The organism is Nocardioides insulae DSM 17944 (assembly GCF_000422825.1).
GTDB lineage: Bacteria > Actinomycetota > Actinomycetes > Propionibacteriales > Nocardioidaceae > Nocardioides > Nocardioides insulae.
The window spans coordinates 301,015-325,979 of sequence record NZ_AUGU01000014.1; the positions used below are offsets into that span (position 1 = coordinate 301,015).

Here is a 24,965-nt window from a genome sequence, read left to right on the forward strand (position 1 = left end):
CGTCAGAGGGTCGTGGCCCCGGTCGGCATGGTGGTCGTGGCGACCTGGAGCACCTTCTTCTCCCCGACCAGCTTCTTCTGCAGGTAGTTGGCGATCCAGGTGAGGATCAGGTTGGTGATCACGTAGAGCGCGGTGATCACGATCACCGTGGGCACCACGTTCTGGAACTCCTGGGGGAGCTGCTTGGGGATCTTCGTGAGCCCCACGGGCACCACGATGAGGATCAGGCTGGTGTCCTTGAGCGCCACCACGCACTGGCTGATGATCGCGGGGATCATGATCCTGACCGCCTGCGGCAGCAGGATGAGGTTCATCGTCTGGGTCTTGCGCATCCCGATCGCGTACGCCGCCTCGGACTGCCCCTTCGGCACCGCGAGCACACCGGCTCGGCAGATCTCGGCGAGCACGGCGCCGTTGTAGAGGCTGAGGGCGAGCACCGCAGCCCAGTAGGCGGCCGCGCTGATCGGGAGGTCGCCGAAGACCGTATAGAAGCAGAAGACCATCAGCATGATGACCGGCAGCGCGCGGAAGAACTCGACGAACAGCCAGCATGGCCAGCGCACCCAGGCCCGGTCGGAGAGCTTGCCGACCCCGAAGACGAAGCCGATCACGAGCGCGCCGAGCACGGCCAGCCCCGCCATGCTGAGGGTCTGCCACCACGCCTCACCGATCGCCTGGATGTAGAACGGGGTGAGGAACGGCTCCCACTTCTCGTAGGCGAACTGATCGGCGTCGTAGAGCCGCCAGAGCACGATCGCCGCCAGGGCGACCAGGACCAGGACCGCCAGGACGGTGTAGAGCCGGTGGCGCGCGCGGGTCTTTGGCCCGGGGGCGTCGAAGAGGACGGAAGCAGGCATCAGGCGATCCTCCAGCGGCGCTCCATCGAGCCCGCGATCAGCGACACGACCTCGACCAGCACGATGTAGCCGATCGAGAAGGCGATGAAGATCTCCAACCGGGCATCGGCGTTGTCGTTGGTCATGGACTTCATCTGGCTGGTGGCCTCGATGACGCCGAAGACCGCGGCGACCGAGGTGTTCTTCAGCATCGCGATCAGGGCGCTCGCGGTCGGCGGCACCGAGGCCCGGAAGGCCTGCGGCAGCACGATCTGGGACATCACGCCGCCGAAGGGCAGCCCGATCGCCCGGGCGGCCTCCGCCTGGCCGAGGGACACCGAGTTGATGCCCGAGCGCAGCGACTCACACACGAAGGTCGAGGTGTAGAGCGTCAGCGACACCACGGCGGCGGTGAAGAATGAGGTGAAGTCGAACTGCCCGATGTGGACGTCGACCCAGTTGAAGGTGATCCCGATCCGAGGCGCTGCGAACTGGAAGAAGAAGAAGATCATCGCCAGCGGGGTGTTGCGCACCAGGTTGACGTAGAGGGTGCCAGTCACCCGCAGCACCTTGACCGGGCCGACCCGCATGGCGACCAGGATCGTGCCCAGGATCAGGGAGAGGACCGCTGAGATGATGAACAGCAGCGCTGTGTAGGTGAAGGCCTTCCCGATCTCGGGGAGGTAGTCGATGACGGTGTCCACGCGGTTCCTTCTCGGGTGGTGGGTGGAGCAGAGCGCTGACGCGCCGAACCGACGGTCGGCCGGGCCCCTCAGTGGAGCCCGGCCGACCGGTCAGATCACATGCACTCGTCCATCTCGGGAAGCTCGGGAGCCTCCTCGCCCGAGGCGCCGAGGGTGGCGTCCCACGCGTCCTGGTAGGCGCCGTCCTCGGAGGCCTCGGTCAGCGTGTCGACGATCCACTGGCACATCTCCGGGCTCTCCTTGGAGTAGCCGACGCCGATGCGCTCCTCGGAGAACTCATCACCCACGACCTTGAGCATGCCCTCGTTCTGCGAGGCGTAGCCGAGCAGGATGGAGCCGTCGGTGGACATCGCCTCGACGGTGCCGTCGAGCACCTTGTCGACGCACTGGGAGTAGGTGTCGAAGCCGACCGGCTTCATGCCCTCGGCCTTGACGTTCTCCAGCGAGGTCGAGCCGGTCACCGAGCAGACCTCCTCGCCCTGCAGGTCGGCCGGACCGGTGACGTCGGAGTCCTCGGGCACCAGCAGCTGCTGGCCGGTCACCATGTACGGGCCGGCCTGACCGACGACCTGACGACGCTCGTCGGTGATGGAGTACGACGCCGCCACGAGGTCGACCTTGTCGCCCTCCAGGAAGGGTTCGCGGTTGTCGGAGACGGTCTCGACGTAGGACACCTTGCTGGTGTCCTCGGGGTCGATGCCGAGGCTGGCCACGAGGATCTTGGCGATCTCCACGTCGAAGCCCTCGGGGATGTCGCCGCCGGTGGGCATGAAGCCCAGGCCCGGCTGGTCGAACTTCACGCCGACGCGGACGGTGCCGGCGTCCGCGATCTCCTTCATCTTGGTGCCGTCGTCGAAGTTGTCGGCTGCGTTCTCGGAGACGCTGACGTCGCTGCCGCTGTCGTCGTCGCTCCCGGCGTCGCCGCAAGCCGCGAGGCCGGCCGCCAGGACGACCGCCGCGGTCACGGCCTTGAGCCTGGTGTAGCGCATCGTTACTCCTTCATGTCCAGTGCTGTGTCCCAATTGGATGGATCGGTGGTGCGGGTGGTGCGGCTCAGTGCTTGAGGATCTTGCCGAGGAAGTCCTTGGCGCGATCGCTCTGCGGGTTGCTGAAGAACTCCTCGGGGGTGTTCTCCTCGACGATCTGTCCGTCGGCCATGAACACGACCCGGTCGGCCGCCGTACGGGCGAAGCCCATCTCATGGGTGACCACGACCATGGTCATGCCCTGCTTGGCCAGGTCGACCATGACGTCGAGCACCTCCTTGATCATCTCGGGGTCGAGCGCGGAGGTGGGTTCGTCGAAGAGCATCACCTTGGGCTCCATCGCCAGCGCGCGGGCGATGGCGACGCGCTGCTGCTGGCCACCGGAGAGCTGGGCGGGGTACTTGTCCGCCTGGACGCCGACCCCGACCCGGTCGAGCAGTTGGCGGGCACGGGACTCCGCCTCGGACTTGCTCTGCCTGCGCACCTTGATCGGCCCGAGCGTGACGTTCTCCAGGATCGTCTTGTGGGCGAAGAGGTTGAAGCTCTGGAAGACCATGCCGACCTCGGCGCGCAACTGGGCCAGCGCCTTGCCCTCATCGGGGAGCGGCTGGCCGTCGAGGCTGATCGAGCCGGATCCGATCGTCTCCAGCCGGTTGATCGCCCGGCACAGGGTCGACTTCCCCGAGCCGGAGGGGCCGATCACCACGACCACCTCGCCCTTGCCGATGGTGAGGTTGATGTCCTGCAGCACGTGGAGCTGACCGAACCACTTGTCCACGTGATCGAGGACCACCAGCGGCTCATGCGTGGCAGGGGCGGCCGGTTCGTTCTCAAGCGCCGTCATGGCAGATGACACTAAACCCATCGAGTGGCCTCGGCCACGACACGTGGGTCTTCGGTGTGGACTGTGATCTGCCTGTGACCTGACGGTACGCCGCATCCGAGCGGTGTGCTGGTTCCGATCGGCTCGCGGACGCTTCCGCCGGCCTCGCGAGGTGTGCAGCCCTGGTGGTCCGCGCCGGCCCTCCGTCGGGCAGCTTCCGCGTCGGCCGTCGATCGGACCAGGCTCAGGCTCGGGGCTCGGTCGGACCCTGGTCGAAGATCCGCCAGGGCGCAGTCGTCGAGGCGCGGGTCAGGTGGTAGGCCCACGAGACGGCGCCCGTGCCGAGCACACCGCCGCCGCGGTACGGGCGCCAGTTCACGGTGAGCCACACGGGAACCACGACGACCTCGTCGGTGGCGCTCAGGCCGTGGGCCATGGGTGACTCGCTGACGTGCTGGTCGACCACCACATCCGTCAGGCTCTCGACGTCGTCACACCGGCCGGCCACGTCCTCGGTGGACCCCTCGGCGGCCAGCGCCTCGGCGGTCTCGCAATCGTGTGCGTTCACAGCGTCGAGGAACGTGGTCACCACCGCCTCCGGTGAGGCCTCCGGGGGTGGCATCGCGATGTCCGCGGACTTCGGGGGAGGGCGGAACAGCAGGAACGCCGTGATGAGGAGCGCGAGCACGGTCGAGACTGTCGCGATCACGGCGAATCGACCCGGACGGAAGGACACGTGCGAATCCTCCCAGCGGGCGACGGGTCGACCGTACTCCCGGGACGGATCTGAGACAGGCGCCGACAGGGCCCCCGGGGGGAACGCCGGGGCACGAGGTTCGACGGGTGCGGCTCGGATCACTTGCGAGTTCCCGGATGGACCTTGCCCCGCCGTACCCTGGCAGGGTTATGAGCAGCGCCAGCCCCACCTCGCGCACGTACGAGGTCCGCACCTACGGGTGCCAGATGAACGTCCACGACTCCGAGCGACTCTCCGGTCTGCTGGAGGACGCCGGCTACACCTCGGCAGCAGACGGTGAGCAGGCCGATGTGGTGGTCTTCAACACCTGCGCGGTGCGGGAGAACGCCGACAACAAGCTCTACGGCAACCTGGGCCACCTTGCGCCGATCAAGGCGGAGCGGCCCGGGATGCAGATCGCGGTCGGCGGCTGCCTGGCGCAGAAGGACCGCGACACGATCACCGCGAAGGCGCCCTGGGTCGACGTCGTCTTCGGCACCCACAACATCGGCTCGCTGCCGGTGCTGCTCGAGCGCTCCCGGGTGGCCGAGGAGGCCCAGGTCGAGATCCTCGAGTCGCTCGACGTCTTCCCCTCCACGCTCCCGACCAAGAGGGAGTCGGCCTACGCCGCCTGGGTCTCGATCAGCGTGGGGTGCAACAACACCTGCACCTTCTGCATCGTGCCCAGCCTGCGAGGCACGGAGAAGGACCGGCGGCCCGGTGACATCCTGGCCGAGATCCGCGCCCTGGTCGCCGAGGGCGTCACCGAGGTGACCCTGCTGGGCCAGAACGTCAACGCCTACGGGGTGGAGTTCGGTGACCGGCAGGCCTTCTCCAAGCTGCTCCGTGCCTGCGGTGACATCGAGGGGCTGGAACGGGTCCGGTTCACCTCACCTCACCCCGCGGAGTTCACCGACGACGTCATCGAGGCGATGGCCGAGACGCCGAACGTGATGCCCTCCCTGCACATGCCGCTGCAGTCCGGCTCCGACCGGGTCCTGCGGGCGATGCGCCGCTCCTACCGCTCCAAGAAGTTCCTGGGCATCATCGAGCGGGTCCGGGCGGCCATCCCGCACGCCGCGATCACCACCGACATCATCGTCGGGTTCCCCGGTGAGACCGAGGAGGACTTCCAGGCGACGCTCGACGTGGTGCGGGAGTCGCGGTTCTCCTCGGCCTTCACCTTCCAGTACTCCAAGCGCCCCGGCACCCCCGCCGCCGTCCTCGAGGACCAGATCGACCCGGCGGTGGTCAAGGACCGCTACGGCCGGCTGGCCGAGCTGGTCAACCAGATCGCCTGGGAGGAGAACAAGCGCCAGGTCGGGCGCACCCTCGAACTGCTGGTCGCCGAAGGGGAGGGGCGCAAGGACGAGGCGACGCACCGTCTCTCCGGGCGGGCGCCCGACAACCGGCTGGTGCACTTCGAGGCCGACCTCTCCCGGGTCGACGTCGACGAGGTCCGCCCGGGCGACCTGGTGACGGTGGAGGTCACCTACGGCGCCCCGCACTACCTGGTGGCGGACGGCCCGGTCCGGGCGGTACGTCGTACCCGGTCGGGCGACGCCTGGCAGGCCCGCCAGGGGCGGCCCGCGGAGGCCCCCGGCTCGGTCGGATTGGGCATGCCCACCCTCGGCGTCCCCGCCCCGCTGCCCGACGCCCCCGTCTGCGGCTGACCCGCCGCCCCGATCGACCGGCTGCGGCCAGGGTCACAGGACACCCGGTTCCACCGGCGACTCGACTTAGGTTAGGTTTACCTGAATTGTCGCCTGAGTCCGGAGTCCGTCTTGCCCCGCACCTCCCGCCCCCTGCAGATCCACCCCATCGTGCTGCGTCGCGCGGAGGTGGTCCGCGTCGTCGACGTCTCACCCAATCTCCGCCGCCTGACGCTCGCGGGACCAGACCTGTCCGAGGGTGAGATGGGCGCCGGGTACTCCCGGCCCGAGTTCCGCTCCGACGGGTTCGACGACCACGTGAAGCTGGTGGTGCCCGGTGCGGACGGCGCCCTGCCCCGGATCGGCACCCAGGAGGAGAACCGCTTCGCCTGGAACCCCGAGGTGCTCGCCCATACCCGGGACTACACGGTGCGGTCGTGGGAACCCGGCGCGACGAGCTTCGAGATCGACGTCGTACGACACGAGCAGGGCCTCGCCGCGGACTGGGCGTTCGCGGCGCAGCCCGGCGACGAGGTGCACTTCGCCGGTCCCAAGTCGTGCGCCCTACGCAACGACGAGGTCGACTGGCACCTGCTGGTGGGCGACGAGACGGCGTTGCCGGCGATCTCCCGCTGGCTCGAGGAGGCGCCCGAGGGGACGCGCGGACAGGCGATCATCGAGGTGCCTTCGGAGGCGGACCGGGTGAGCGTGCCCTCCAAGGCCGAGGTCGAGGTGACCTGGCTGGTGCGCGGCAGGACCCCGGCCGGTACTAGCACCCAGCTCGCCGACGCCGTCCGCCGGCTGGTGCTGCCCGAAGGGCGCGGCTATGCCTGGGTCGCGGGGGAGGCGCTGACGATCGCACCCATCCGGCGGCACCTCCGGCACGGACTCGGCCTGCCCAAGGAGGACGTCGAGGTCTCCGGCTACTGGCGCCGGGCCGCCGACCAGCCGGCTACCGAACCCGCCGACGACGCCGAGCGGCTGATGCCCATCACCGGCGACGACGAGCCGGCCGACCCCGTGGACGACGTCCACGAGATGAGCGAGCTGCTGCCTCCCGTGGTGACCCGGGTCGCGGTCACCCTCGGGATCTGCTCGCTCATCGCCGACGGGCACGACACCGCCGCCGCGCTGGCCCGCGAGACCGCGGTGGCGCAGGGGCGCCTGGTCCCGCTGCTGGACGCGCTGGCCGCCCTCGGCCTGGTCGAGGAGGAATCCGGCCGCTACCGCAACACCGCTCGCGGCGGCGTACTCACCGAGGAATCGGCGATCGAGCACCTGTCCCTCGACGACCCGGCCAACCGGGAGGCCCTCGCCCTCGTGGACCTCCTCGACGTGCTCCGCACCGGCGTTCCCGCCGCCCGCCTGGGCGGGCTCGCCCGGCCCCGACGACGCGCCACCGACGCCGCGCTGGACCTGGCGCACCACGAGCGCGCCGCCGAGGAGCTCCACTACGTCCTCGAACCGCTCGCCGCGCTGGCCCCGGTGGCCGGCGCGCGCACCCTCGCGGTGTACGGCGACGCGGCCGGCCGGGTGGCCGACGCCCTCGCCGGCGGCCGAGCCGTCCACCTGCCTGGAGACGGCGAACAGCCCTGGCCGCAGCACGACTGCGCGGTCCTGGTCGGGACCCTGGAGGGACGTGACGACGAGGAGGGGGTCGGCCTGCTCCGTGCGGCCCTCACCGGCGGGACCACCCTGGTGCTGGTCGAGCGCACCAGCGACCGGGCCGCGACCGACGACCACGACGCCGAGGACGCCCTGGTCAGCCTGGTGGCGTCCGGTCTGCCGCTGCGTTCCGGTGCTGCCGTCGACGAACTGCTCCGCCGTGCCGGTGCCGTTGCCCTGGAGCACCATGTCCTGGGCTGGGGGTTCAGTCCGCTCTCGCGCGTGGTCGTCGCGCATGTCTGAGGCCGCCACGAGGCAACCGCTGGCGGAGGGCGCGGCACCGGGCACCGGCACGGGTCGGCGTCCGAACATGCCGCTGGTGCTGGCGGGAATCGGCGCTGCCCTCGTGTGCGCGGTGCTCCTCAGCGTCTTCGTGGGCACCGAGCGGGTCGCGCCGGACCGGGTGAGCGCCGTCCTGATCGGCACCGGGGACCGGGAGGCACACGTGCTGGTGTGGGAGTACCGGGTGCCGCGCACCCTGGTGGCCGTGGCGGTGGGCGCTGCCCTCGGTGCGGCCGGCGCCCTGATCCAGGCCTACACCCGCAACCCGCTGGCCGATCCAGGCATCCTCGGGGTCAACGCCGGTGCGGCGCTCGGCGTCTCGCTGGCCGTCTGGGCCGGTGCGTCCGCCTCGGTCACCGCCCTGGTCTGGCCCGCCCTGGCGGGAGCGTGCCTGGCCACGGTCGCGGTGTTGTTGCTCGCCAGCACGGGGCGTGGACCCGCCACCCCGGTCCGGATGACCCTCGCCGGAGTCGCGCTGGCCGCCGTGCTCGGCGGCCTCGCCACCGGCATGCGCCTGATCGACCCGCAGACCTTCGAGCGCTACCGCTCCTGGGCGGCCGGGTCGGTGGCCGGGCGCTCGCCCTCCGACCTGGCCGAGGTGGCGCCGTACCTGCTGATCGGGTTGGTCGCCGCGGTCGCGTTGGTGCGCTCTCTGAACGCGGTCGCGCTCGGTGAGGATGTGGCCTCCTCGCTGGGGGTCAGCCCCCGGCGCACCCGCCTGCTCACCATCCTCGCGGTCACCATGCTGGTAGGGGCCGCGACCGCGGTGGCCGGCCCGATCGGCTTCCTCGGGCTGATGGTGCCGCACGCCTGCCGCCTGCTGGTGGGCAACGACCAGACCCGGGTCATCCCGCTCTCGATCCTGATGGCCCCGGTGGTGCTGCTGCTGGCCGACACCGTCGCCCGGGTGATCGTCCCGCTGCGCGAGGTGCCGGTCGGGATCGTGACCGCCTTCATCGGGGCACCGGTGCTGATCTGGCTGGTCCGGGACCGGAAGGTGAACACGCAGTGAGCGCCCTGATCCGAACCGAGCCGGGCTCGCTCGTCCTTCGCGCCTCCGCAGGCGTCTCCGGCCGCGTCCACACTCGCACGATCCTCGGCTGTGCGGTGATGCTGCTCCTGACCGGCGCGGTGACCGTCCTCGCCCTCATGCTCGGCTCGGTCCGCTACTCGCCCGCGGAGGTCCTGCAGGCCCTCTTCTCGGACGCGCCGGGCACGGCCGAACTCTTCGTGGTCCAGTGGCGGCTGCCACGGGCCGTCGCTGCCGTTGTCTTCGGCGCCGCGCTCGGAGCCGCGGGTGCGATCTTCCAGTCATTGACCCGCAACCCGCTGGGGAGCCCGGACATCATCGGTTTCACCGCCGGCGCCTCGGCCGGCGGCGTCGCCGTGGTCGCCCTCGTCGGGTCCGGGTACGCCGTCGTGGCCGGTGGTGCCCTGCTCGGCGGGTTCGTGGTGGCGGTGCTGGTGATGCTGCTGTCCCGCGGCGGGGGAGCGGGCGGGTTCCGGCTGATCATCGTGGGCCTGGGGCTCAGCGCCATGCTGGCCAGCCTGGAGAGCTGGTTCATCCTCACCGCCGACCTCGACATCGCCCAGGTGGCCGCGGTGTGGGGCGTCGGATCGCTCAACGGCATCGGTTTCGAGCACAGCGGCCCGGCTCTGGTGCTGAGCCTGCTCGCCCTCGCCGGCTCCGGACTGCTCGGCCGCCGGCTCGGGTTGCTGGATCTCGGCGACGACCTGTCCGCCGGTCTCGGCGTACCGCCCTCCGGCACTCGGGTGGCCGGAGTGGCCGCCGGCGTGGTCCTGGTCGCGCTGGTGACCGCCGCGACCGGCCCGATCGCCTTCGTCGCTCTGGCGGCCCCACATGTGGGCCGGTGGATCGCTCGCTCCGCGGGGGCCTCGCTGGGGCCGGCGGCCCTGGCCGGCGCCCTGATCCTGGCCAGCGCCGACCTGCTCGCCCAGCACGCCGTCCCCGGTCACAGCCTGCCTGTGGGCGTGGTCACCGTCGCGGTCGGCGGCCTCTACCTGATCACCCTCCTCATCCGCGAGAACCGGAAGGGCACCCTGTGAGTACGTCCCCCCTGCCCGGCCCACCCTCAGGACGCCGGCCCGCTGTCCTGCGCGCCGATCGGCTCACGATGGGCTACGAGCAACGGATCGTGGGCGAGGACCTCTCCTTGGACATCCCGGGCGGTGAGTTCACCGTCATCATCGGACCCAATGCATGCGGCAAGTCGACCCTCCTCCGCTCCCTGGCCCGGCTGTTGAAGCCACGCGCCGGCACGGTCCTGCTGGACGGGTCGGACATCCACCGGCTGCGTGCCCGGGAGGTGGCGGCCCGGCTCGGGCTGCTGCCCCAGTCGGCGATCGTTCCCGCCGGCATCAGCGTCTTCGACCTCGTCCGCCGCGGCCGCTACCCGCACCAGTCCATCCTCTCGCGCTGGAGCCAGGAGGACGAGGACAGCGTCCGCCGAGCCCTGGCCAGCACCGACCTGACCGCGCTCGCCGACCGCCCGGTCGACGAACTCTCCGGCGGCCAACGACAGCGCGCCTGGGCGGCGATGGCACTCGCCCAGGACAGCCAGATCCTGCTGCTCGACGAACCGACGACCTACCTCGACGTCTCGCACCAGATCTCCCTGCTCGACCTGTTCGCCGAACTCCACGAGGAGGGCCGCACGGTCGTGGCCGTCCTGCACGACATCAACCACGCGGCGAGGTACGCCACCCATCTCGTCGTGATGGCCGAGGGCCGGGTCGTGGCCCAGGGGACGCCGCGCGACGTACTCACCACCGAACTGCTCGACCGGGTCTTCGACATCGAGGCCACCATCATCGAGGACCCCGTCAACGGCGGCCCTCACGTCATCACCAGACACCGGGGCCGGCTCGCGGCCGCGGACTCAACCCTGCGAAAGGTCACTCCATGAAGTCACGTCTCCTCACCCTCGCCGCCGGAGCGGTCGCAGCCACGATCGCCCTCACCGGCTGCGGCGGCTCCTCGGAGGCCGACGACGAGACCGGCGCCTCCGCGGAGACCCGGACGGTCACCGACGCCAGCGGCGAGGAGGTGGAGGTGCCGGCCGACCCGCAGCGCGTGGTCACCCTGCACTACGCCGCCACCCAGTCGGTGCTCGACCTGGGCGCCCCCCTCGTCGGGCAGGGCGTCGTCGAGGAGGACATCCTCCCCGAGGACGAGGTCGAGGAGGTCATGGCGATCCCGATCGTGGCCACCGACAGTTCCGAGCCCGACCTGGAGCAGATCGCCGGTGTCGAGCCCGACCTGGTGCTCGCGCCCAACACGCTGGAGGAGGAAGTGCTCGACCAGTTGCGCGACGTCGCTCCGGTCTACGTGTTCACCCTGCGCGGCGGCGACCGGGCCAACTGGACCCAGCGGGTCGACGAGGTCGCCGACGCGCTGGGCCGCGAGGAGGAGAAGGAGGAGCTCGCCACCGAGTTCGAGGCCCGGCAGAGCGAGCTGGCCGCGGAGTACGCCGATGTGATCGAGGGCAAGTCCGTCGGTGTCATCGGCGCGTTCGAGGAGAACAACTTCTACGCCTGGGGCGAGGACAACATGACCGCCACCATCCTGTTGCCGCTCGGCTTCACCTGGTCGGCCCAGGAGAACGCCGTCGTGGAGGGCGAGGAGGAGCCGGAGGCCACGGTCTCCTTCGAGAAGATCGGCTCCACCGTGGGCGACGCCGACATCCTCTTCCTCGACTCCGACTTCCGGGAGCAGGTCAACCCGTTCATGGAGGGCCTCCAGAAGACGACCCTGTACCAGGACCTGCCGGCGGTGAAGGCCGGCCATGACTACCCGGGCGGCAAGAACACCGTCGCCGGCTACACCGACGCCAACTACGTCCTCGACCGTGTCGAGGACGCTCTGCAGGACATCCAGGGCTCCTGATCGCCATACCCTCCACCGGGGTGGGACCTGGCCGGTCGGCGTCCGCCGACCGGCTGCTCACCTCACCCTGCCTCGACCCGACGGTGGGGCGGACCTCAGCGCGCCGGGCCCACCGGGCCACCGACCGAGATCAGTCGGCCGGCGGTCGGACGTGCTCGAGGTAGTGGCGCAGCTCCGCGATCGACTCCTCGATGTCGGAGAGGGCCCGGTGGGCCTCCTTCTTGCGGTAGGTCGCGCCGTACCTGCCCTCGAAGACCAGCTTCCACGCCGAGACGTCCAGCATCCGGTAGTGGAGACGTGCGTCCAGCCGGGGCCACTCGTTCGCGATGAACCGGCGGTCCTGGTGGATGGAGTTGCCGGCCAGCACGATCCGCGTCGTGCCGTCGCCGAAGTGCTGGTCGCAGAACGCCAGCAGCTGGTTCTCCACGGTGCGGCCGTTGGTGCCCTGCAGGTTCTGGTCCATCAGCGCCTGACGGACCTCGGCGTGGGTGTCCCAGAACTCCCCGACCATGCGCCGCTTCATCAGCCCCGGGCCCACCTTCTTGACCGCCTCGTAGCTGCCCAGCGGCTCGAACGCCCAGTCGGTGGCGATCGCTGCCACCTCGACGATCCGATCCTCGACCGGGTCCAACCCGGTCATCTCCAGGTCGACCCACAGCAGCGCGGCACTCATGGGCCGAGCCTAGTGCTCCATCACTGAAGTCGAGTTGCGCCTCCCGGACGGTCCAGATGGCCCGACTCGACGGTCCGGGAGGCCCGAGTCGGCCTGCGCAGGTGGGGCGATCGGCCCTACGGTCGAGGCATGACCGACTTCCTCGCCCTGCACCGGCCCGGTGAGCCGCTGCTGATGCCCAACGCCTGGGATCTCGGGTCCGCCAGGATCCTGGCCGAGCTGGGGTTCGCCGCGGTCGCCACGACGAGCAGCGGGTACGCCGCCACCCTGGGCAGGCGGGACGGCCGAGTGACCCGCGAGGAGGCGCTCGGGCACGCCGGCGCGATGGCGGCGGCGGTCGGCGTACCGGTGAGCGCGGACCTGGAGGACGGGTACGCCGAGGATCCGGCGGGCGTGGCCCGCACCGTCGCGGAGGCGGTGGCGGTGGGCCTCGCCGGGTGTTCGATCGAGGATCACTCCGGCCGGGAGGACGAGCCGATCCGTACCCCGGAGGCGGCCCGCGAGCGGATCGAGGCGGCGGTGGAGGCTGCGGCGGGCAGCGGCCTGGTGCTGACCGCACGCGCGGAGAACTACCTGCACGGCCGTCCCGACCTCGGGGACACCATCGCCCGGCTGCAGAGTTTCCAGGAGGCCGGGGCCGACGTGCTCTACGCGCCCGGAATCGGGAGCCCCGCAGACATAGCGACCCTGTGTCGGGAGCTGGACCGCCCGGTCAACGTCCTGCTCGTGCCCGGCGGGCCGGGACCGGCCGAGCTCGCCGAGTTCGGGGTCGCCCGCATCTCGGTCGGCGGCACCTTCGCCTGGACCGCGCTGTCCGCGCTGGTCGAGTCGGCGCGGGATCTGCTCGCCGGGGGCACGGGATTCTTCGACCGGGTGCAACCCGGCAGGGGGCTGGTCGACCGGGCGTTCGGCGACCAGTAGCCCTGCGTTCCCGCCACCCGCGGCGCCCGACCGACGGGGCACGGCGCTACGTCGCGCCGCGGCTTGTCAGACTGGGCACCATGTCGTCGTACACCCCGGAACCGGACGGCGACCGCGCGCGGCCGCCGATCGTGGCGGTCGTGGGCGCCACCGCCGCGGGCAAGTCGGGGCTCTCCCTCGACCTCGCCGAAGCGCTGGGCGGGGAGATCGTGAACACCGACTCGATGCAGGTCTACCGGGGCATGGACATCGGTACGGCCAAGCTGGCCCACGCTGAGCGGCGCGGCATCCCGCACCACCTGCTCGATCTGCTCGACGTGCGCGACCCCCTCACCGTGGCCGAGTTCCAGGGGTGGGCGCGCGCGGCCGTCGCCGAGCTCCGCGACCGGGGCCGGACGCCGGTACTGGTCGGCGGCAGCGCGCTCTACACCCGGGCGGTGGTGGACCGGTTCGAGTTCCCCGGCACCGATCCCGCGGTGCGGGCCAGGCTGGAGGCCGAGCTCGACCGACTCGGTCCCGCCCGGATGCACGAGCGGCTGCGCGCGCTCGACCCCGAGTCCGCCGACCGGATCCTGGTCGACAACGGCCGTCGTACCGTCCGGGCGCTCGAGGTCGTCGAGATCACCGGCCGCCCCTTCACCGCCACCCTGCCGCGACTGGAGTACGTCGACCCCGACACGGTGCAGATCGGCGTCGACATCGACCGGCCCTCGCTCGACGAGCGGATCGCCCGACGGGTGGACCTGATGCTCGAGGACGGCTTCGTGGCGGAGGTCGAACGGCTCCTCGACGAGGGCCTGATGGCCGGTCGGACCGCGTCGATGGCGATCGGCTACCGCGAGGTCGCGGCGCACCTGCGGGGGGAGCTGACCCTGGGGGAGGCCCGGGAACGCACGGTGATCGCCACCCGGCGCTTCGCCCGGCGACAGGATTCCTGGTTCCGCAAGGACCCCCGCATCGTGTGGGTCCACTTCGACGCCCCTGACCGACTCGAGCGCGCGGTCGCCGCGGTCCGGGCCCTGCGGCCCCCCGTATGAGTCCGAGCACGAGGAGGAATCCCCGCAATGTTGCGCCGGGCGAGGGGTCGCGATTCCCCGGACCGGCCGGGGCGCCGTACCCTCGCACGGTGGACAGCTGGACGGAGATCACCGACCTCGCCGACCTGATCGATCTGGTCGGGGAGCCGCATCCTGCGCTGAACGAGAAGGTGCACGCCACCCTGACCGAGCAGGATCTCGTCTGGCTGGCGGCGAGCCCGCTGTGCTTCGTGGGCACCTCGGACGCCGAGGGGCGCCAGGACGTCTCCCCGAAGGGTGACCCCTCCGGTCAGCTAGTGCACGTGATCGACGAGCGCACCATCGCGCTGGCCGAGCGGCCGGGCAACCGTCGCGTCGACGGCTACCGCAACCTGCTCCAGAACCCGCAGATCGGCCTCAACTTCGTCATCCCCGGCCGTAACGAGACCGTCCGGATCAACGGCCGTGCACGGCTGGTCCGGGACGCGCCCTGGTTCGACGCGCTGGCGGTTGCCGGGAAGCGCCCGCTGCTGGCGACGGTGGTGGAGATCGAGGAGATCTTCTTCCACTGCGCGCGGGCGTTCCTGCGCGGCAAGGTGTGGAAGCACGAGCAGTGGGAGCGCGACACCGAGATCCCCGAGTACGCCAAGGTCCTCTACTGAGCGATCGGCGACCCCCGGGAGCAGCACCCGGAAGGAGCGCCGGTGGGGGCCGTAGGCTGACCCGGTGACCTGGACAGAGATCCGCAGTGAGGCCGAGTTGCGCGCCCTGATCGGCACACCGCTCCCGCAGGTGCGCGACAAGGCGCGCCCCGGTCTGGTGGAGTCCGACCGGGCCTGGCTGGCCGCCTCGCCGTTCTGCATGCTCGCGACCGCGGACGCCGAGGGCCGCCTGGACGTCTCTCCGAAGGGTGACCCCGCCGGCTCCCTGGTGCACGTGCTCGACGAGCACACCATCGCGCTGGCCGAGCGGCCGGGCAATCGCCGTGCCGACGGCTATCTCAACATCCTCGCCAATCCCCAGGTGGGGCTGGACTTCGTGATCCCCGGCCGCGGCGACACCCTGCGCATCAACGGTCGCGGACGACTGATCGCGCAGGCGCCCTTCCTGGACCGGATGCGGGTGCGGGGCGCCCGCCCGCTGCTGGCGCTGGTGGTCGAGATCGAGGAGGTCTTCCACCACTGCGCGAAGGCATTCCTCCGCAGTCGGCTGTGGGAGCCGGAGACCTGGGCGCCGACCGAGACGGTGCCGCGACGCGCCGTACTCGCCAAGCAGGTCGATCACGACCCCCGCAGCGAGCAGGAACTCGACGACTACTACGGACCGACGTACGCCGAGCGGCTCTACTGACCCGCGCGAGGAGGAATCCCCGATGCATTACCCGTTCCTCAAGGGACACGGCACCGAGAACGACTTCGTGATCCTGCCCGACCACGACGGCAGCGTGCACGGCGATCTGCCGCGCGCCAGGGTGGCGGCGCTGTGCGACCGCCGCGCCGGCCTGGGGGCGGACGGCGTGATGCGGGTGATCCGGACGGCGTCGTACGTGCGTCAACCCGGCGACCCCGATGACCTCGGCGCGGGGGAGTGGTTCATGGACTACCGCAACTCCGACGGATCCCTCTCGGAGATGTGCGGCAACGGGGTCAGGGTCTTCGCCCGGCATCTGGTGGCCGCCGGCCTGGTGGACGCGGAGGCGGCCGCCGCCGGCATCCCGATCGCCACGCGGGCGGGGCTGAAGGTGGTCCGCGTCGAGGGTGACGACATCACCGCCGACATGGGCCGCCCGCGCCTGCTGGGCACCAGCGTGGTCGCCGTCGACGAGCACACCTGGCCGGCCCGCCACGTCGACATGGGCAACCCGCACGCGGTGGCCTACGTCGAGGATCTCGCGGACGCCGGTCCGCTGATCGAGCCGCCGAGTCACGACGTGGAGACCTATCCCGAGGGCGTCAACGTGGAGTTCGTCGTGCGACGCGGGCCGCGGCACGTGGCGATGCGGGTGCACGAGCGGGGCAGCGGGGAGACCCGCTCCTGCGGCACCGGCGCCTGCGCGGTGATGGTGGCCACCGCCGAGGCCGACGGCAACCGGCCCGGTGAGGCGGATGTCGTCTACACCGTCGACGTGCCCGGGGGGCGGCTCACGCTCACCTGGACCACCGAGGACCGGGTGCTGCTCACCGGGCCGGCGGTGCTGGTGGCCGAGGGGCACACCGCGCTCTGAGCGGGCTCCGGGTCGGCGCCCGATCCATAGGCGCGGCTTATGTCTGCCTTCGGTGAAGAATGTGTGCCCCAGGCCACAACTGGAACCTGTTCTACTTTATGCTCCCGACATGGATATCAACGGAAGCAGCGCGATCGTCACCGGCGGCGCGAGCGGAATCGGTGAGGCCGCGGCCCGCCAGCTCGCGGCCAAGGGTGCGATCGTCATCGTGGCGGACCTCCAGGCCGACAAGGGCGAGGCGCTCGCCAAGGAGATCGGCGGCATCTTCGCCCAGGTCGACGTCACCAACACCGAGCAGATCACCGAGGCCGTCGAGCTGGCCGGGGCGACCGCGCCCCTGCGCGCCTGCGTCAACTCCGCCGGTCGCGGCGCCGCCCAGCGCACCATCGGTCGCGACGGCAAGATCGAGTCGGCCTACAACCTCGACATCTACCGCAAGATCATCGAGATCAACCTGATCGGCACCTTCGACATGACCCGCCAGGCGGCCACGGTGATGAGCCGCAACGAGCCCGACGCGGACGGCCAGAAGGGCGCGATCGTCAACCTCGCCAGCGTGGCCGCCTTCGACGGTCAGATCGGCCAGGCGTCGTACTCCTCCTCCAAGGGTGGCGTGGTCGGCATGACCCTCCCGGTCGCCCGCGACCTGGCGGCCGCCGGCATCCGGCTCAACACCATCGCCCCCGGCCTGATCGACACCCCGATCTACGGCACCGGCCCCGAGGCCGAGGCCCGCAAGGCGAAGCTGGGCGAGAGCGTGCTCTTCCCCCACCGCCTCGGCAAGGCCGACGAGCTGGCCTCGATGGTGGTCGAGTGCATCACCAACAGCTACATGAACGGCGAGGTCATCCGCGTCGACGGCGGCATCCGGATGCCTCCCAAGTGACCCTCTGATCCCACACGCAGCACGCGTACGACGGCCCGCCGGGTGTTCCCGGCGGGCCGTTCGCGTCCTCGCCGGGACGGGATGGGCACGACCACGAGACCGCGGCGGAATGGGTCCCACGACCCCTAGTAAACAGAACCTGTTTCACCTAGGGTGGCGTGGCTACGAGTGTGGCGCACGTCATGAGGAGTGGGAATGGGCAACAGCAACACCAAGTTCGAACTGCAGGGCCTGTGTCATCTGGCCCTCGTCTGCGAGGACATGGAGCGCACGGTCGAGTTCTACACCGAGGTCCTGGGCATGAGGCTCCCCAAGACCATCGACATCCCCGGCGGAGGGCAGCACTTCTTCCTCGACATGGGCTGCGAGGAGTACATCGCCTTCTTCTGGTTCCCCGACGCACCCAAGCGCGCCCCCGGTGTGGCCTCGGCAGAGGCGCTGCCCGGTGTCGGCGAGATCATGACCGCCCACGGTTCGATGAACCACGTGGCCTTCAAGGTGCCGGCCGAGAAGTTCGACGAGTACAAGGCTCGGCTCGACGCTGCCGGGGTCGCCACCGGACCGATCCTCAACCACGACGACAGCCCCTCGACCGTGGCGCGGGAGATGCACGACGGCGTCTACATCCGCTCGATGTACTTCTTCGACCCGGATGGGATCCTGCTGGAGTTCGCCTGCTGGACCCGCGAGCTCGGCCCGGACGACGTGCGTGTCGCGCCTCGTCGCGCGGACGGTTCCTACTCCGAGCGGGGCGTCGTCGGCACGTCCGTCAACGCCTGATGCCCCGCCTCCGCCAGGTCCCCCGGCACGAGGTCGACGATGACCGGGTCCTGAGCTGGTACGACCGGCTCTTCGGGGATCGCGACCCCGTCGCCGAGCCCGGCACCGCCTCCGGCACCCCGGGTGACTGGTGGACCGTCTTCGCGCTCTCGCCGGATATCCTGCGGCACGCGACCGCCGGCTTCGCGGTCTACCGCAGCCCGGAGCGCCGCCTCGACCCGGTGCTTCGAGAGCTCGGCCAGGCCCGGGCCGGCTGGGTCCGGGGCAGCCAGTTCGTCTTCTCCCAGCACTGCAAGTCGCTGCGCGACCTCGGGGTGAGCGAGGAGCGGATCGCCGCGGTGTCCACCGGGGCGGCCTCGCCGCTCTTCGACGAGGCCGAGCGGTACGTCCTGGCCTACACAGACGCGCTGGTCGACCAGGGCGGCCGGGTCTCCGACGGGCTCTTCGCCGGACTCCGGGAGCACCTCGACGACCTCGAAATCCTGGAACTCACCTACATCACCGCGATGTACGACATGCACGCCGTCATCGCCAAGGCCCTCCACCTGGAGTACGACAACCGCGAGGACCCGATCGTCGAGATCGGTGGCGGCGGCCTCAACGGGTAGCGCAGCCTTCGCCGGGCGCGCGGGATCACCCGCGCGCCCCGGCGAGGCCCCGGGTGGAGGGCGCCAGATCGAAGGCGCTAGCTCGAGAGTCCGAGCGCGTCGAGGACGTCGCTGACGGTGCCCCCGGCAGCGAGGGTACGGCGTGAGCGCAGCCCCGCCTTGGGCCATCCGATGCTCACCGCACCGGCCAGCGCGCCGTCCGGGCCGCCCCACAGCGCGAGTCGCTGACCCTCGTTCTCGACGACCAATGGGTCGTCGCCGGGCGCGGGGTCACCGAAGACCTGGATGGTGGTGCCGTGCTGGTCGCTCCACACGTACGGCACCGCGGTGTCGGCCTGGGGGTCGTCGGGGGCGGTGATGGTCTGCGCCACGAAGCGGGCCTGGTCGCCGGCGGTGGTCCAGTGCTCGCGGCGAGTGCCGCGGCTTCCGTCCGGGCGGTCCCAGCGGGCGACGTCCCCGATCGCGAAGACATCGGCGAGGCCGGCCACCCTGCCGTACTGGTCGCACAGCACCCCGTCGCCCACCGGCAGTCCGGAGGCGGCGAGCCAGCCGGTGTCGAGCACCGCGCCGATGCCCACGACCGCGAGCCCGGCCGAGACCGAGCTCCCGTCGCCGAGTTCCGCGCGCACGCCACCGTCGGGCCCATCCGCCAGGGAGAGGATCGAGCAGCCGGTGCGCAGCCGGACGCCGTGAGCGCGGTGCTGATCCAGGATCCACCCCGCGACCCGATCACCCAGCCGATCGGCGAGCGGCCGCTCCACCGTGTCGACCAGGACGACGTCCTTGCCCGCGGCCCGAGCGGCACTCGCGACCTCGGCCCCGATGAAGCCACCGCCCACCACCAGCACCGACTCGCTGGCCGACAGATCGGCGTGCAGCGCCTCGGCCTCGGCGAGGGTGCGAAGGACGTGGATGTGCCGGCCCGGCCAGGGGGAGGGCCGGGCGCGGGCGCCGGTGGCGAGCACCAGGACGTCGTACCTCAGGGCCGCGCCGTCGGCCGTGACCACGCGACGGGCGTCGGTGTCGATCTCCACCGCCTCGCTCCCCAGCACCAGTTCGATCTGCTCGGCGGCGGCCTGCTCGACGCTCAGCAGCCAGCGGGGCTCCAGCGGGTGCGACTTGGACAGCGGAGGCTTGTCGTAGGGGGTCACCGTCTCCCGGTCGAGCAGCCGGACCGGGCCGGCGTACCCCTGGATCCGCAGCGACCGGGCGAGGTTCACCCCGGCCACCGAGGCGCCGACGATCAGTACTCCGTGCTCGTGCGCGCCGTGCTCGGATGATGCGCTCACCCGTCCTCCTCGTGGTCGTGTGCAGTGAGGGTTTCCGGGCGCCGCAGCGCTGTCAAGGGCGTCTCGCGGACCAACTGTTGCCCGGCCCGTCACCGGCCCGTACGTCGGGCGTCGGGCACAGGTCGGGTGTGGGCGCTGCGATCGACCCATGGTGTGGCTCGGGCGCCGGGACGCCCTCCGTGCAGGAGTAGGACTCTCCGCCTCCGCGGGGCTGCTGGCGACCGGCCTGGCCACGAGCCGGTTGGGGGCGAGGAGCGAGGTGTGGAGGGGAGCGCGGCAGAACCGCCGGCGGATCGATCAGCCGCACGGCGCGCGGACCGGCGATGTGACCGCGGAGTCGGCGGTGATCTGGGCCCGTGCTGCCGACGACGGCCGGATGGTCGTGCAACTGAGCAGCAACGGTCGGCAGGTGCGCACCGTCACCGGTCCGGTCGCCGACCCGCGCACCGACCGGACCGCTCGGATCGTGCTGCGCGGGCTCGAGCCCGGGCGGGAGTACGCCGCCAGGGTGTGGTTCGCGGGCGAGGACGGCACCGCCGGGCGGTTGGAGACGGTCCGGTTCCGTACGGCACCGCGACATCCCACGCCGGTGAGCTTCGCCTGGTCGGGGGACACCTGCGGCCAGGGGTGGGGGATCGAGACCACCCTCGGATTGCCCGGCTACGGCCTTCTCGCCTCCTTGCGACCCGACTTCTTCCTGCACGTCGGCGACACGATCTACGCCGACGAGCCGATGGTCGAACGCGACCGCGACGACTTCGGGCACCCCTGGACCAACGAGCTCACCGAGTCGGTCAGCCGGGTGGCCCAGACCCTGGAGGACTTCCGGGGCCGACACCGCTACGTGCTCTCCGATCCGACCGTGCAGGAGCTCTACCGGCAGGTCCCGACGGTCGCGATGTGGGACGACCACGAGACCCTCAACAACTGGTACCCGGGCGAGATCGTGGACGACGCCCGCTACGACCTCGAACGCAGCTGCGACGTCCTCGCCGCTCGGGGCCGCCGGGCCTGGGCCGAGTACCAGCCGGTCGCGATCGAGCAACTCTCCCGACCCGGCCGCATCCATCGTGCCCTCGGCTACGGGCCCCACCTGGAGGTCTTCTGCCTCGACATGCGCTCCTACCGTGACCCCAACGGCGCCAACCTCGACGGCTCGGCGGCCTCGAGGAGATCCGGCCCTGCTGCCGACCCCGCTGCCGACCCCGCTGCCGTCCCCGCTGTGGACCACGGGATCCTGGGCGCGGCCCAGGCCGCCTGGCTGCTGGAGTCGGTGAGCCGCTCCCGCGCCACCTGGAAGGTCATCGCCGCCGACATGCCGCTCTCGGTCGCCACCAGGTACGCCGACGACAGGGACTCGGTGGCGCAGTTCCACGACGGCGGTCCGCGCGGCCGGGAGCAGGAGATCGCCCGGCTGCTCAGCGGTCTGCAGCAGCGCGGCGTGCGCAACGTGATCTGGGTGACCGCCGACGTGCACTACACCGCGGCGCACGAGTACCACCCGGACCGGGCGGCGTACCAGGACTTCGACCCGTTCTGGGAGTTCGTCTCCGGGCCGGTCGCCTCCGGGACCTTTCCCGTCAAGCAACCCGACCGGACCTTCGGCCCGCGCATCGTCTTCGCCGAGGGCAACCCCGACGACCGCAGGATGTCGCCCGCAGCCGGCAAGCAGTACGTCGGCCAGGTCGAGGTCGGCGCGGACGGCATCCTCACCGTGACCCTCCACAGCACCGGCGCCGGCCCGCTCTGGTCACGGTCGTTCGAGCCGGAGGAGGGTCCCGACCCCCTGCAACTTTCCCCGGTGCACCGGTGAAAGTCGCGCTCCCTGAGTGATGCGGCGCCCGGGAGTGACCGTGTCACCGGTGAAGGGTGGGGCGGATGATGCCGGTGAGAACGCGCACTCACCCTCCAGCGGGAAAAGGAATCGCGGGGGTGTGCGGGGTGCGCCTACTCTTGGAAGCAGACATGACGAACTCATCCGAACACACTCCGGAGCTCGAGCAGCTCGAGGACAGCATCATCGATCTGGATGCCGCGCTCGCGGCGACCGAGTCCTGGGACGCCGAAGCCGGCTTCGAGTCCGGCTATGCCGACGAGGATCCCGAGGACGACCCCACCGTGGGGGCGATGGAGCTCGCCGAGCGGCACGCGCTGCGGCGGGTGGCCAGCCTGCGCACCGAGCTCGAGGACATCACCGAGGTCGAGTACCGCCAGCTCCGGCTGGAGCGAGTCGTGCTCGTCGGCGTGTGGACCGAGGGCAGCATCGAGGACGCCGAGAACTCCATGGCCGAGCTGGCTCTGCTGGCCGAGACGGCCGGCTCCGAGGTGCTCGAGGCGATCATCCAGCGGCGGCAGGCACCCGATCCGGCGACCTACATCGGCCGCGGCAAGGTCGAGGCCCTCGGTGAGATCGTGAAGGTGACCGGTGCCGACACGGTGATCTGCGACGGCGAGCTGGCCCCGAGTCAGCTGCGCAACCTCGAGGACCGGGTCAGCGTCAAGGTCGTCGACCGCACCGCGCTCATCCTGGACATCTTCGCGCAGCACGCGAAGAGCAAGGAGGGCCAGGCGCAGGTCGAGCTGGCCCAGCTCAACTACATGAAGCAGCGGCTCCGCGGCTGGGGCGGCAACCTCTCCCGCCAGGTAGGCGGCCGGGTGGCCGGCGGTGCCGGCATCGGTGGTCGCGGGCCCGGTGAGACCAAGATCGAGACCGACCGCCGGCGGATCAACACCAAGATCGCCAAGCTCAACCGCGAGCTGCGCGAGATGAAGGGCACCCGTGAGACGAAGCGGGCCGACCGCCGTCGTCACCACATCCCTGCGGTAGCGATCGCCGGCTACACCAACGCCGGTAAGTCCTCGCTTCTCAACCGCCTCACCGGAGCCGGCGTCCTGGTCGAGGACGCACTGTTCGCGACCCTCGACCCGACCACGCGTCGTACCCAGACCTCCGACGGACGGGTCTACACCATGTCCGACACGGTCGGGTTCGTACGACACCTGCCGCACCAGCTGGTGGAGGCGTTCCGGTCCACCCTCGAGGAGGTTGCGGACGCCGATCTGGTGGTGCACGTCGTCGACGGGTCCCACCCCGACCCCGAGGGGCAGATCTCGGCGGTGCGGGAGGTCTTCGCCGACATCGAGGCATCCCAGGTGCCCGAGCTGATCGTGCTCAACAAGATCGACGCGGCCGATCCACTCGTCGTGCAGCGGCTGCTTCGCTCCGAGCCGCACATCGTGGCCGTCTCGGCCAGGACCGGCGAGGGCATCGAGGAGGCGCTCGCGGCGATCGAGGAGGATCTCCCGCGTCCCGAGGTGAGCATCCACGTGCTCCTTCCCTACGAACGCGGCGACCTGGTCAACCGGCTCCACCAGCAGGGCGAGATCGACTCCGTCGAGCACACCGCCGAGGGCAGCATCGTGCGCGGCCGCGCCAATCCCGACCTGGCCGGCGAGCTCGCGGCGTACGCCGTCTGACCCCACCACGGGGGCCGTCCCGAGCTCACCTGTACATCGCCCGCCCGACGACACCCGGACCACCACGCGGCACGCCACCCGGTGCGACCGACTCGATGGTCGACGAGGGCCGACTCGACCGTCCACGAGGACCGACTCGACGGTCCACGAGGATCGACTCGATGGGGCCCGTGGCAGGATCGCTGCGTGAGACACTCCTTGGCGGGCCGGGCGGAGAGCCTGATGCAGGCCCGGTTGTTGGCACACCTGCGCGATGAGGGGCCGCTCTCGCGGGTCCAGCTGGCCGACCGACTCGGGGTCTCCCGTACGACGATCGCGGCCGAGGTGACCAGGCTGGGCGATCTCGGCCTGGCCCAGGAGGTCGGCCCGGCGGCCTCCCGCGGAGGACGTCGGTCCACGCTGGTGGACCTCGATCCCGCCATCCGGTTCGTGGGTATCTCGATCGGTGCCACGGGGATGTCGGTCGGGCTGACCGACGGGCGTCTCCAGGTGGTGGCGACTCGGACGGTGGCCTCGGACATCCGGTCCGGGCCGGAGGTCGTCATGGCCACGGCGCTGGAGCAGGCGCGCGAACTGATGCAGGCCGAGGGCGTCGAGCACGCGCTCGGCGCGGGGGTGGGGGTGCCGGGGCCGGTCGACTTCCACCGCGGCGTCTCGGTCAGCCCGCCGATCATGCCGGGATGGGACGGCTACCCCGTCCGCGATGCCGTCGCCCGCGAGCTCGGCTGCCCGGTCGTGCTGGACAACGACGTCAACGTCCTTGCGGCGGGGGAGCAGCACTCCGGGGTGGCCCGGTCGGCCCGCGACTTCCTGTTCGTCAAGATCGGCACCGGCATCGGCTGCGGCATCGTCGTGGACGGTGAGCTCTATCGCGGGGTCGACGGGTGTGCCGGCGACATCGGGCACATCCGGGTGGAGGAGTTCGGGCCTACCTGCGCGTGCGGCAACACCGGCTGCCTGGAGGCGTTCTCCGGTGGTGCGGCCCTGGCCCGGGAGGCGCTCGCGGCGGCCCGTTCGGGGCGGTCGCCGGTGCTGGCCGAGCTCTTGGCGAAGAAGGGGGATCTCAGTGCGGCGGACATCGGGATCGCGGTCTCACGCGGCGACGCCCAGGCCGTCCAGCTGATCCGGGAGAGCGGGCATCGGGTGGGCCAGGTGCTGGCGAGCCTGGTCTCCTTCTTCAACCCCGGCCTGATCGTGATCGGCGGCCGGGTCACCGGACTCGGGCACGCCCTGCTGGCCGAGATCCGCGGTGTCATCTACCGCCGGTCGTTGCCACTGGCCACGGGCAACCTGCCGATCGTGCTCAGCGAGCTGGGCGAGGAGGGCGGGGTCATCGGGGCTGCCCGGATGATCAGTGGCTCGGTCTATGCGCCGTACGACGGCAGCTGACTTTCGCAGTCATCTTGCGAAAGAGTGCCAACTCCTTGACGTGATCGCGATCACATCGATACGTTCGCGAACGGTTCTCGTCCCCCATGTTCGACGGGAAAAGAAGGAGAT

General features: G+C 71.0%; 24 protein-coding genes. 17 read left to right on the plus strand and 7 right to left on the minus strand.

The genetic code is table 11. The annotated features are described in order from the left end of the window. Positions 1–2: 2 nt before the first annotated feature. The 5 genes from G515_RS0105665 to G515_RS0105685 all read right to left on the minus strand — a co-directional run bounded on the left by G515_RS0105665 (position 3) and on the right by G515_RS0105685 (position 4,085). Complete coding sequence (locus G515_RS0105665; RefSeq protein ID WP_036554378.1) at positions 3–857, minus strand: amino acid ABC transporter permease; 855 nt, start codon at positions 855–857, stop codon at positions 3–5. Continuing rightward, positions 857–1,540, minus strand: coding sequence for an amino acid ABC transporter permease (locus G515_RS0105670; RefSeq protein WP_028659378.1), 684 nt, complete (start codon positions 1,538–1,540; stop codon positions 857–859). The genes G515_RS0105665 and G515_RS0105670 overlap by 1 nt, the downstream gene beginning before the upstream one ends. Positions 1,541–1,635: 95 nt before the next feature. Further along, positions 1,636–2,529: a glutamate ABC transporter substrate-binding protein gene (locus G515_RS0105675; RefSeq protein WP_028659379.1), complete on the minus strand. Its 894-nt coding sequence runs from the start codon at positions 2,527–2,529 to the stop codon at positions 1,636–1,638. A 64-nt stretch (positions 2,530–2,593) separates the two neighbouring features. Then, positions 2,594–3,370, minus strand: a complete 777-nt coding sequence (locus G515_RS0105680; RefSeq protein WP_051217912.1) for an amino acid ABC transporter ATP-binding protein — start codon at positions 3,368–3,370, stop codon at positions 2,594–2,596. 223 nt (positions 3,371–3,593) lie between these two features. Further along, positions 3,594–4,085 (minus strand): hypothetical protein, encoded by a 492-nt coding sequence (locus tag G515_RS0105685; protein ID WP_028659381.1) that lies wholly within the window; start codon positions 4,083–4,085, stop codon positions 3,594–3,596. 170 nt (positions 4,086–4,255) lie between these two features. Here G515_RS0105685 and miaB point away from each other — a divergent pair, with 170 nt between their 5' ends. From miaB to G515_RS22525, 6 genes are all read left to right on the plus strand, one after another. Then, positions 4,256–5,758 (plus strand): tRNA (N6-isopentenyl adenosine(37)-C2)-methylthiotransferase MiaB, encoded by a 1,503-nt coding sequence (miaB, locus tag G515_RS0105690; protein ID WP_028659382.1) that lies wholly within the window; start codon positions 4,256–4,258, stop codon positions 5,756–5,758. Between the two features lie 111 nt (positions 5,759–5,869). Next, a complete protein-coding gene (locus G515_RS0105695) occupies positions 5,870–7,645 on the plus strand; it encodes a siderophore-interacting protein (RefSeq protein WP_028659383.1) in 1,776 nt (591 codons plus the stop codon). After that, positions 7,638–8,696 carry a FecCD family ABC transporter permease gene (locus G515_RS0105700; RefSeq protein ID WP_084653134.1) on the plus strand — a complete coding sequence of 353 codons (1,059 nt, stop codon included), beginning with the start codon at positions 7,638–7,640 and terminating at the stop codon, positions 8,694–8,696. The genes G515_RS0105695 and G515_RS0105700 overlap by 8 nt, the downstream gene beginning before the upstream one ends. Continuing rightward, positions 8,693–9,751 carry a FecCD family ABC transporter permease gene (locus G515_RS0105705; protein WP_051217913.1) on the plus strand — a complete coding sequence of 353 codons (1,059 nt, stop codon included), beginning with the start codon at positions 8,693–8,695 and terminating at the stop codon, positions 9,749–9,751. Before G515_RS0105700 ends, G515_RS0105705 begins: the two co-directional genes overlap by 4 nt. Beyond that, positions 9,748–10,611, plus strand: coding sequence for an ABC transporter ATP-binding protein (locus G515_RS0105710; protein ID WP_281168285.1), 864 nt, complete (start codon positions 9,748–9,750; stop codon positions 10,609–10,611). The genes G515_RS0105705 and G515_RS0105710 overlap by 4 nt, the downstream gene beginning before the upstream one ends. Further along, on the plus strand, positions 10,608–11,591 hold the full coding sequence (locus G515_RS22525) for an ABC transporter substrate-binding protein (RefSeq protein ID WP_051217914.1): 984 nt from the start codon (positions 10,608–10,610) through the stop codon (positions 11,589–11,591). Before G515_RS0105710 ends, G515_RS22525 begins: the two co-directional genes overlap by 4 nt. A 130-nt stretch (positions 11,592–11,721) precedes the next feature. On the opposite strand, the gene orn is transcribed toward G515_RS22525, so the two are convergent. Next, entirely contained in the window at positions 11,722–12,264 is a 543-nt protein-coding gene (gene orn, locus G515_RS0105720) for an oligoribonuclease (RefSeq protein WP_028659387.1), read from the minus strand. A gap of 129 nt (positions 12,265–12,393) precedes the next feature. Between orn and G515_RS19700 the strand changes: the two genes are divergently transcribed. The 8 genes from G515_RS19700 (at position 12,394) to G515_RS0105760 (ending at position 18,699) form a co-directional block, all read left to right on the plus strand. Further along, positions 12,394–13,185 (plus strand): isocitrate lyase/PEP mutase family protein, encoded by a 792-nt coding sequence (locus tag G515_RS19700; RefSeq protein WP_036554382.1) that lies wholly within the window; start codon positions 12,394–12,396, stop codon positions 13,183–13,185. Positions 13,186–13,265: 80 nt separating this feature from the next. After that, complete coding sequence (gene miaA / locus G515_RS0105730; protein WP_051217915.1) at positions 13,266–14,222, plus strand: tRNA (adenosine(37)-N6)-dimethylallyltransferase MiaA; 957 nt, start codon at positions 13,266–13,268, stop codon at positions 14,220–14,222. 89 nt (positions 14,223–14,311) lie between these two features. After that, positions 14,312–14,863, plus strand: coding sequence for an MSMEG_1061 family FMN-dependent PPOX-type flavoprotein (locus G515_RS19705; protein ID WP_051217916.1), 552 nt, complete (start codon positions 14,312–14,314; stop codon positions 14,861–14,863). 64 nt (positions 14,864–14,927) lie between these two features. Continuing rightward, entirely contained in the window at positions 14,928–15,551 is a 624-nt protein-coding gene (locus tag G515_RS0105740; protein WP_028659389.1) for an MSMEG_1061 family FMN-dependent PPOX-type flavoprotein, read from the plus strand. Between the two features lie 22 nt (positions 15,552–15,573). Beyond that, positions 15,574–16,425, plus strand: coding sequence for a diaminopimelate epimerase (gene dapF / locus G515_RS0105745; protein ID WP_028659390.1), 852 nt, complete (start codon positions 15,574–15,576; stop codon positions 16,423–16,425). A 109-nt stretch (positions 16,426–16,534) separates the two neighbouring features. Continuing rightward, positions 16,535–17,311, plus strand: a complete 777-nt coding sequence (locus tag G515_RS0105750) for an SDR family NAD(P)-dependent oxidoreductase (RefSeq protein WP_028659391.1) — start codon at positions 16,535–16,537, stop codon at positions 17,309–17,311. Positions 17,312–17,506: 195 nt separating this feature from the next. Further along, positions 17,507–18,091: a VOC family protein gene (locus G515_RS0105755; protein ID WP_028659392.1), complete on the plus strand. Its 585-nt coding sequence runs from the start codon at positions 17,507–17,509 to the stop codon at positions 18,089–18,091. Continuing rightward, positions 18,091–18,699 carry a carboxymuconolactone decarboxylase family protein gene (locus G515_RS0105760; RefSeq protein ID WP_028659393.1) on the plus strand — a complete coding sequence of 203 codons (609 nt, stop codon included), beginning with the start codon at positions 18,091–18,093 and terminating at the stop codon, positions 18,697–18,699. Before G515_RS0105755 ends, G515_RS0105760 begins: the two co-directional genes overlap by 1 nt. 77 nt (positions 18,700–18,776) lie before the next feature. On the opposite strand, the gene G515_RS0105765 is transcribed toward G515_RS0105760, so the two are convergent. After that, positions 18,777–19,988 (minus strand): NAD(P)/FAD-dependent oxidoreductase, encoded by a 1,212-nt coding sequence (locus G515_RS0105765; RefSeq protein WP_051217917.1) that lies wholly within the window; start codon positions 19,986–19,988, stop codon positions 18,777–18,779. Between the two features lie 148 nt (positions 19,989–20,136). On the opposite strand from G515_RS0105765, the gene G515_RS19710 reads away from it, so the two are divergent. The 3 genes from G515_RS19710 to G515_RS0105780 all read left to right on the plus strand — a co-directional run bounded on the left by G515_RS19710 (position 20,137) and on the right by G515_RS0105780 (position 24,854). After that, positions 20,137–21,801: an alkaline phosphatase D family protein gene (locus G515_RS19710; RefSeq protein ID WP_084653139.1), complete on the plus strand. Its 1,665-nt coding sequence runs from the start codon at positions 20,137–20,139 to the stop codon at positions 21,799–21,801. Positions 21,802–21,953: 152 nt separating this feature from the next. Continuing rightward, on the plus strand, positions 21,954–23,465 hold the full coding sequence (gene hflX / locus G515_RS0105775; RefSeq protein WP_028659395.1) for a GTPase HflX: 1,512 nt from the start codon (positions 21,954–21,956) through the stop codon (positions 23,463–23,465). A gap of 186 nt (positions 23,466–23,651) precedes the next feature. After that, positions 23,652–24,854, plus strand: a complete 1,203-nt coding sequence (locus G515_RS0105780) for an ROK family transcriptional regulator (RefSeq protein WP_028659396.1) — start codon at positions 23,652–23,654, stop codon at positions 24,852–24,854. Positions 24,855–24,965 lie beyond the last annotated feature (111 nt).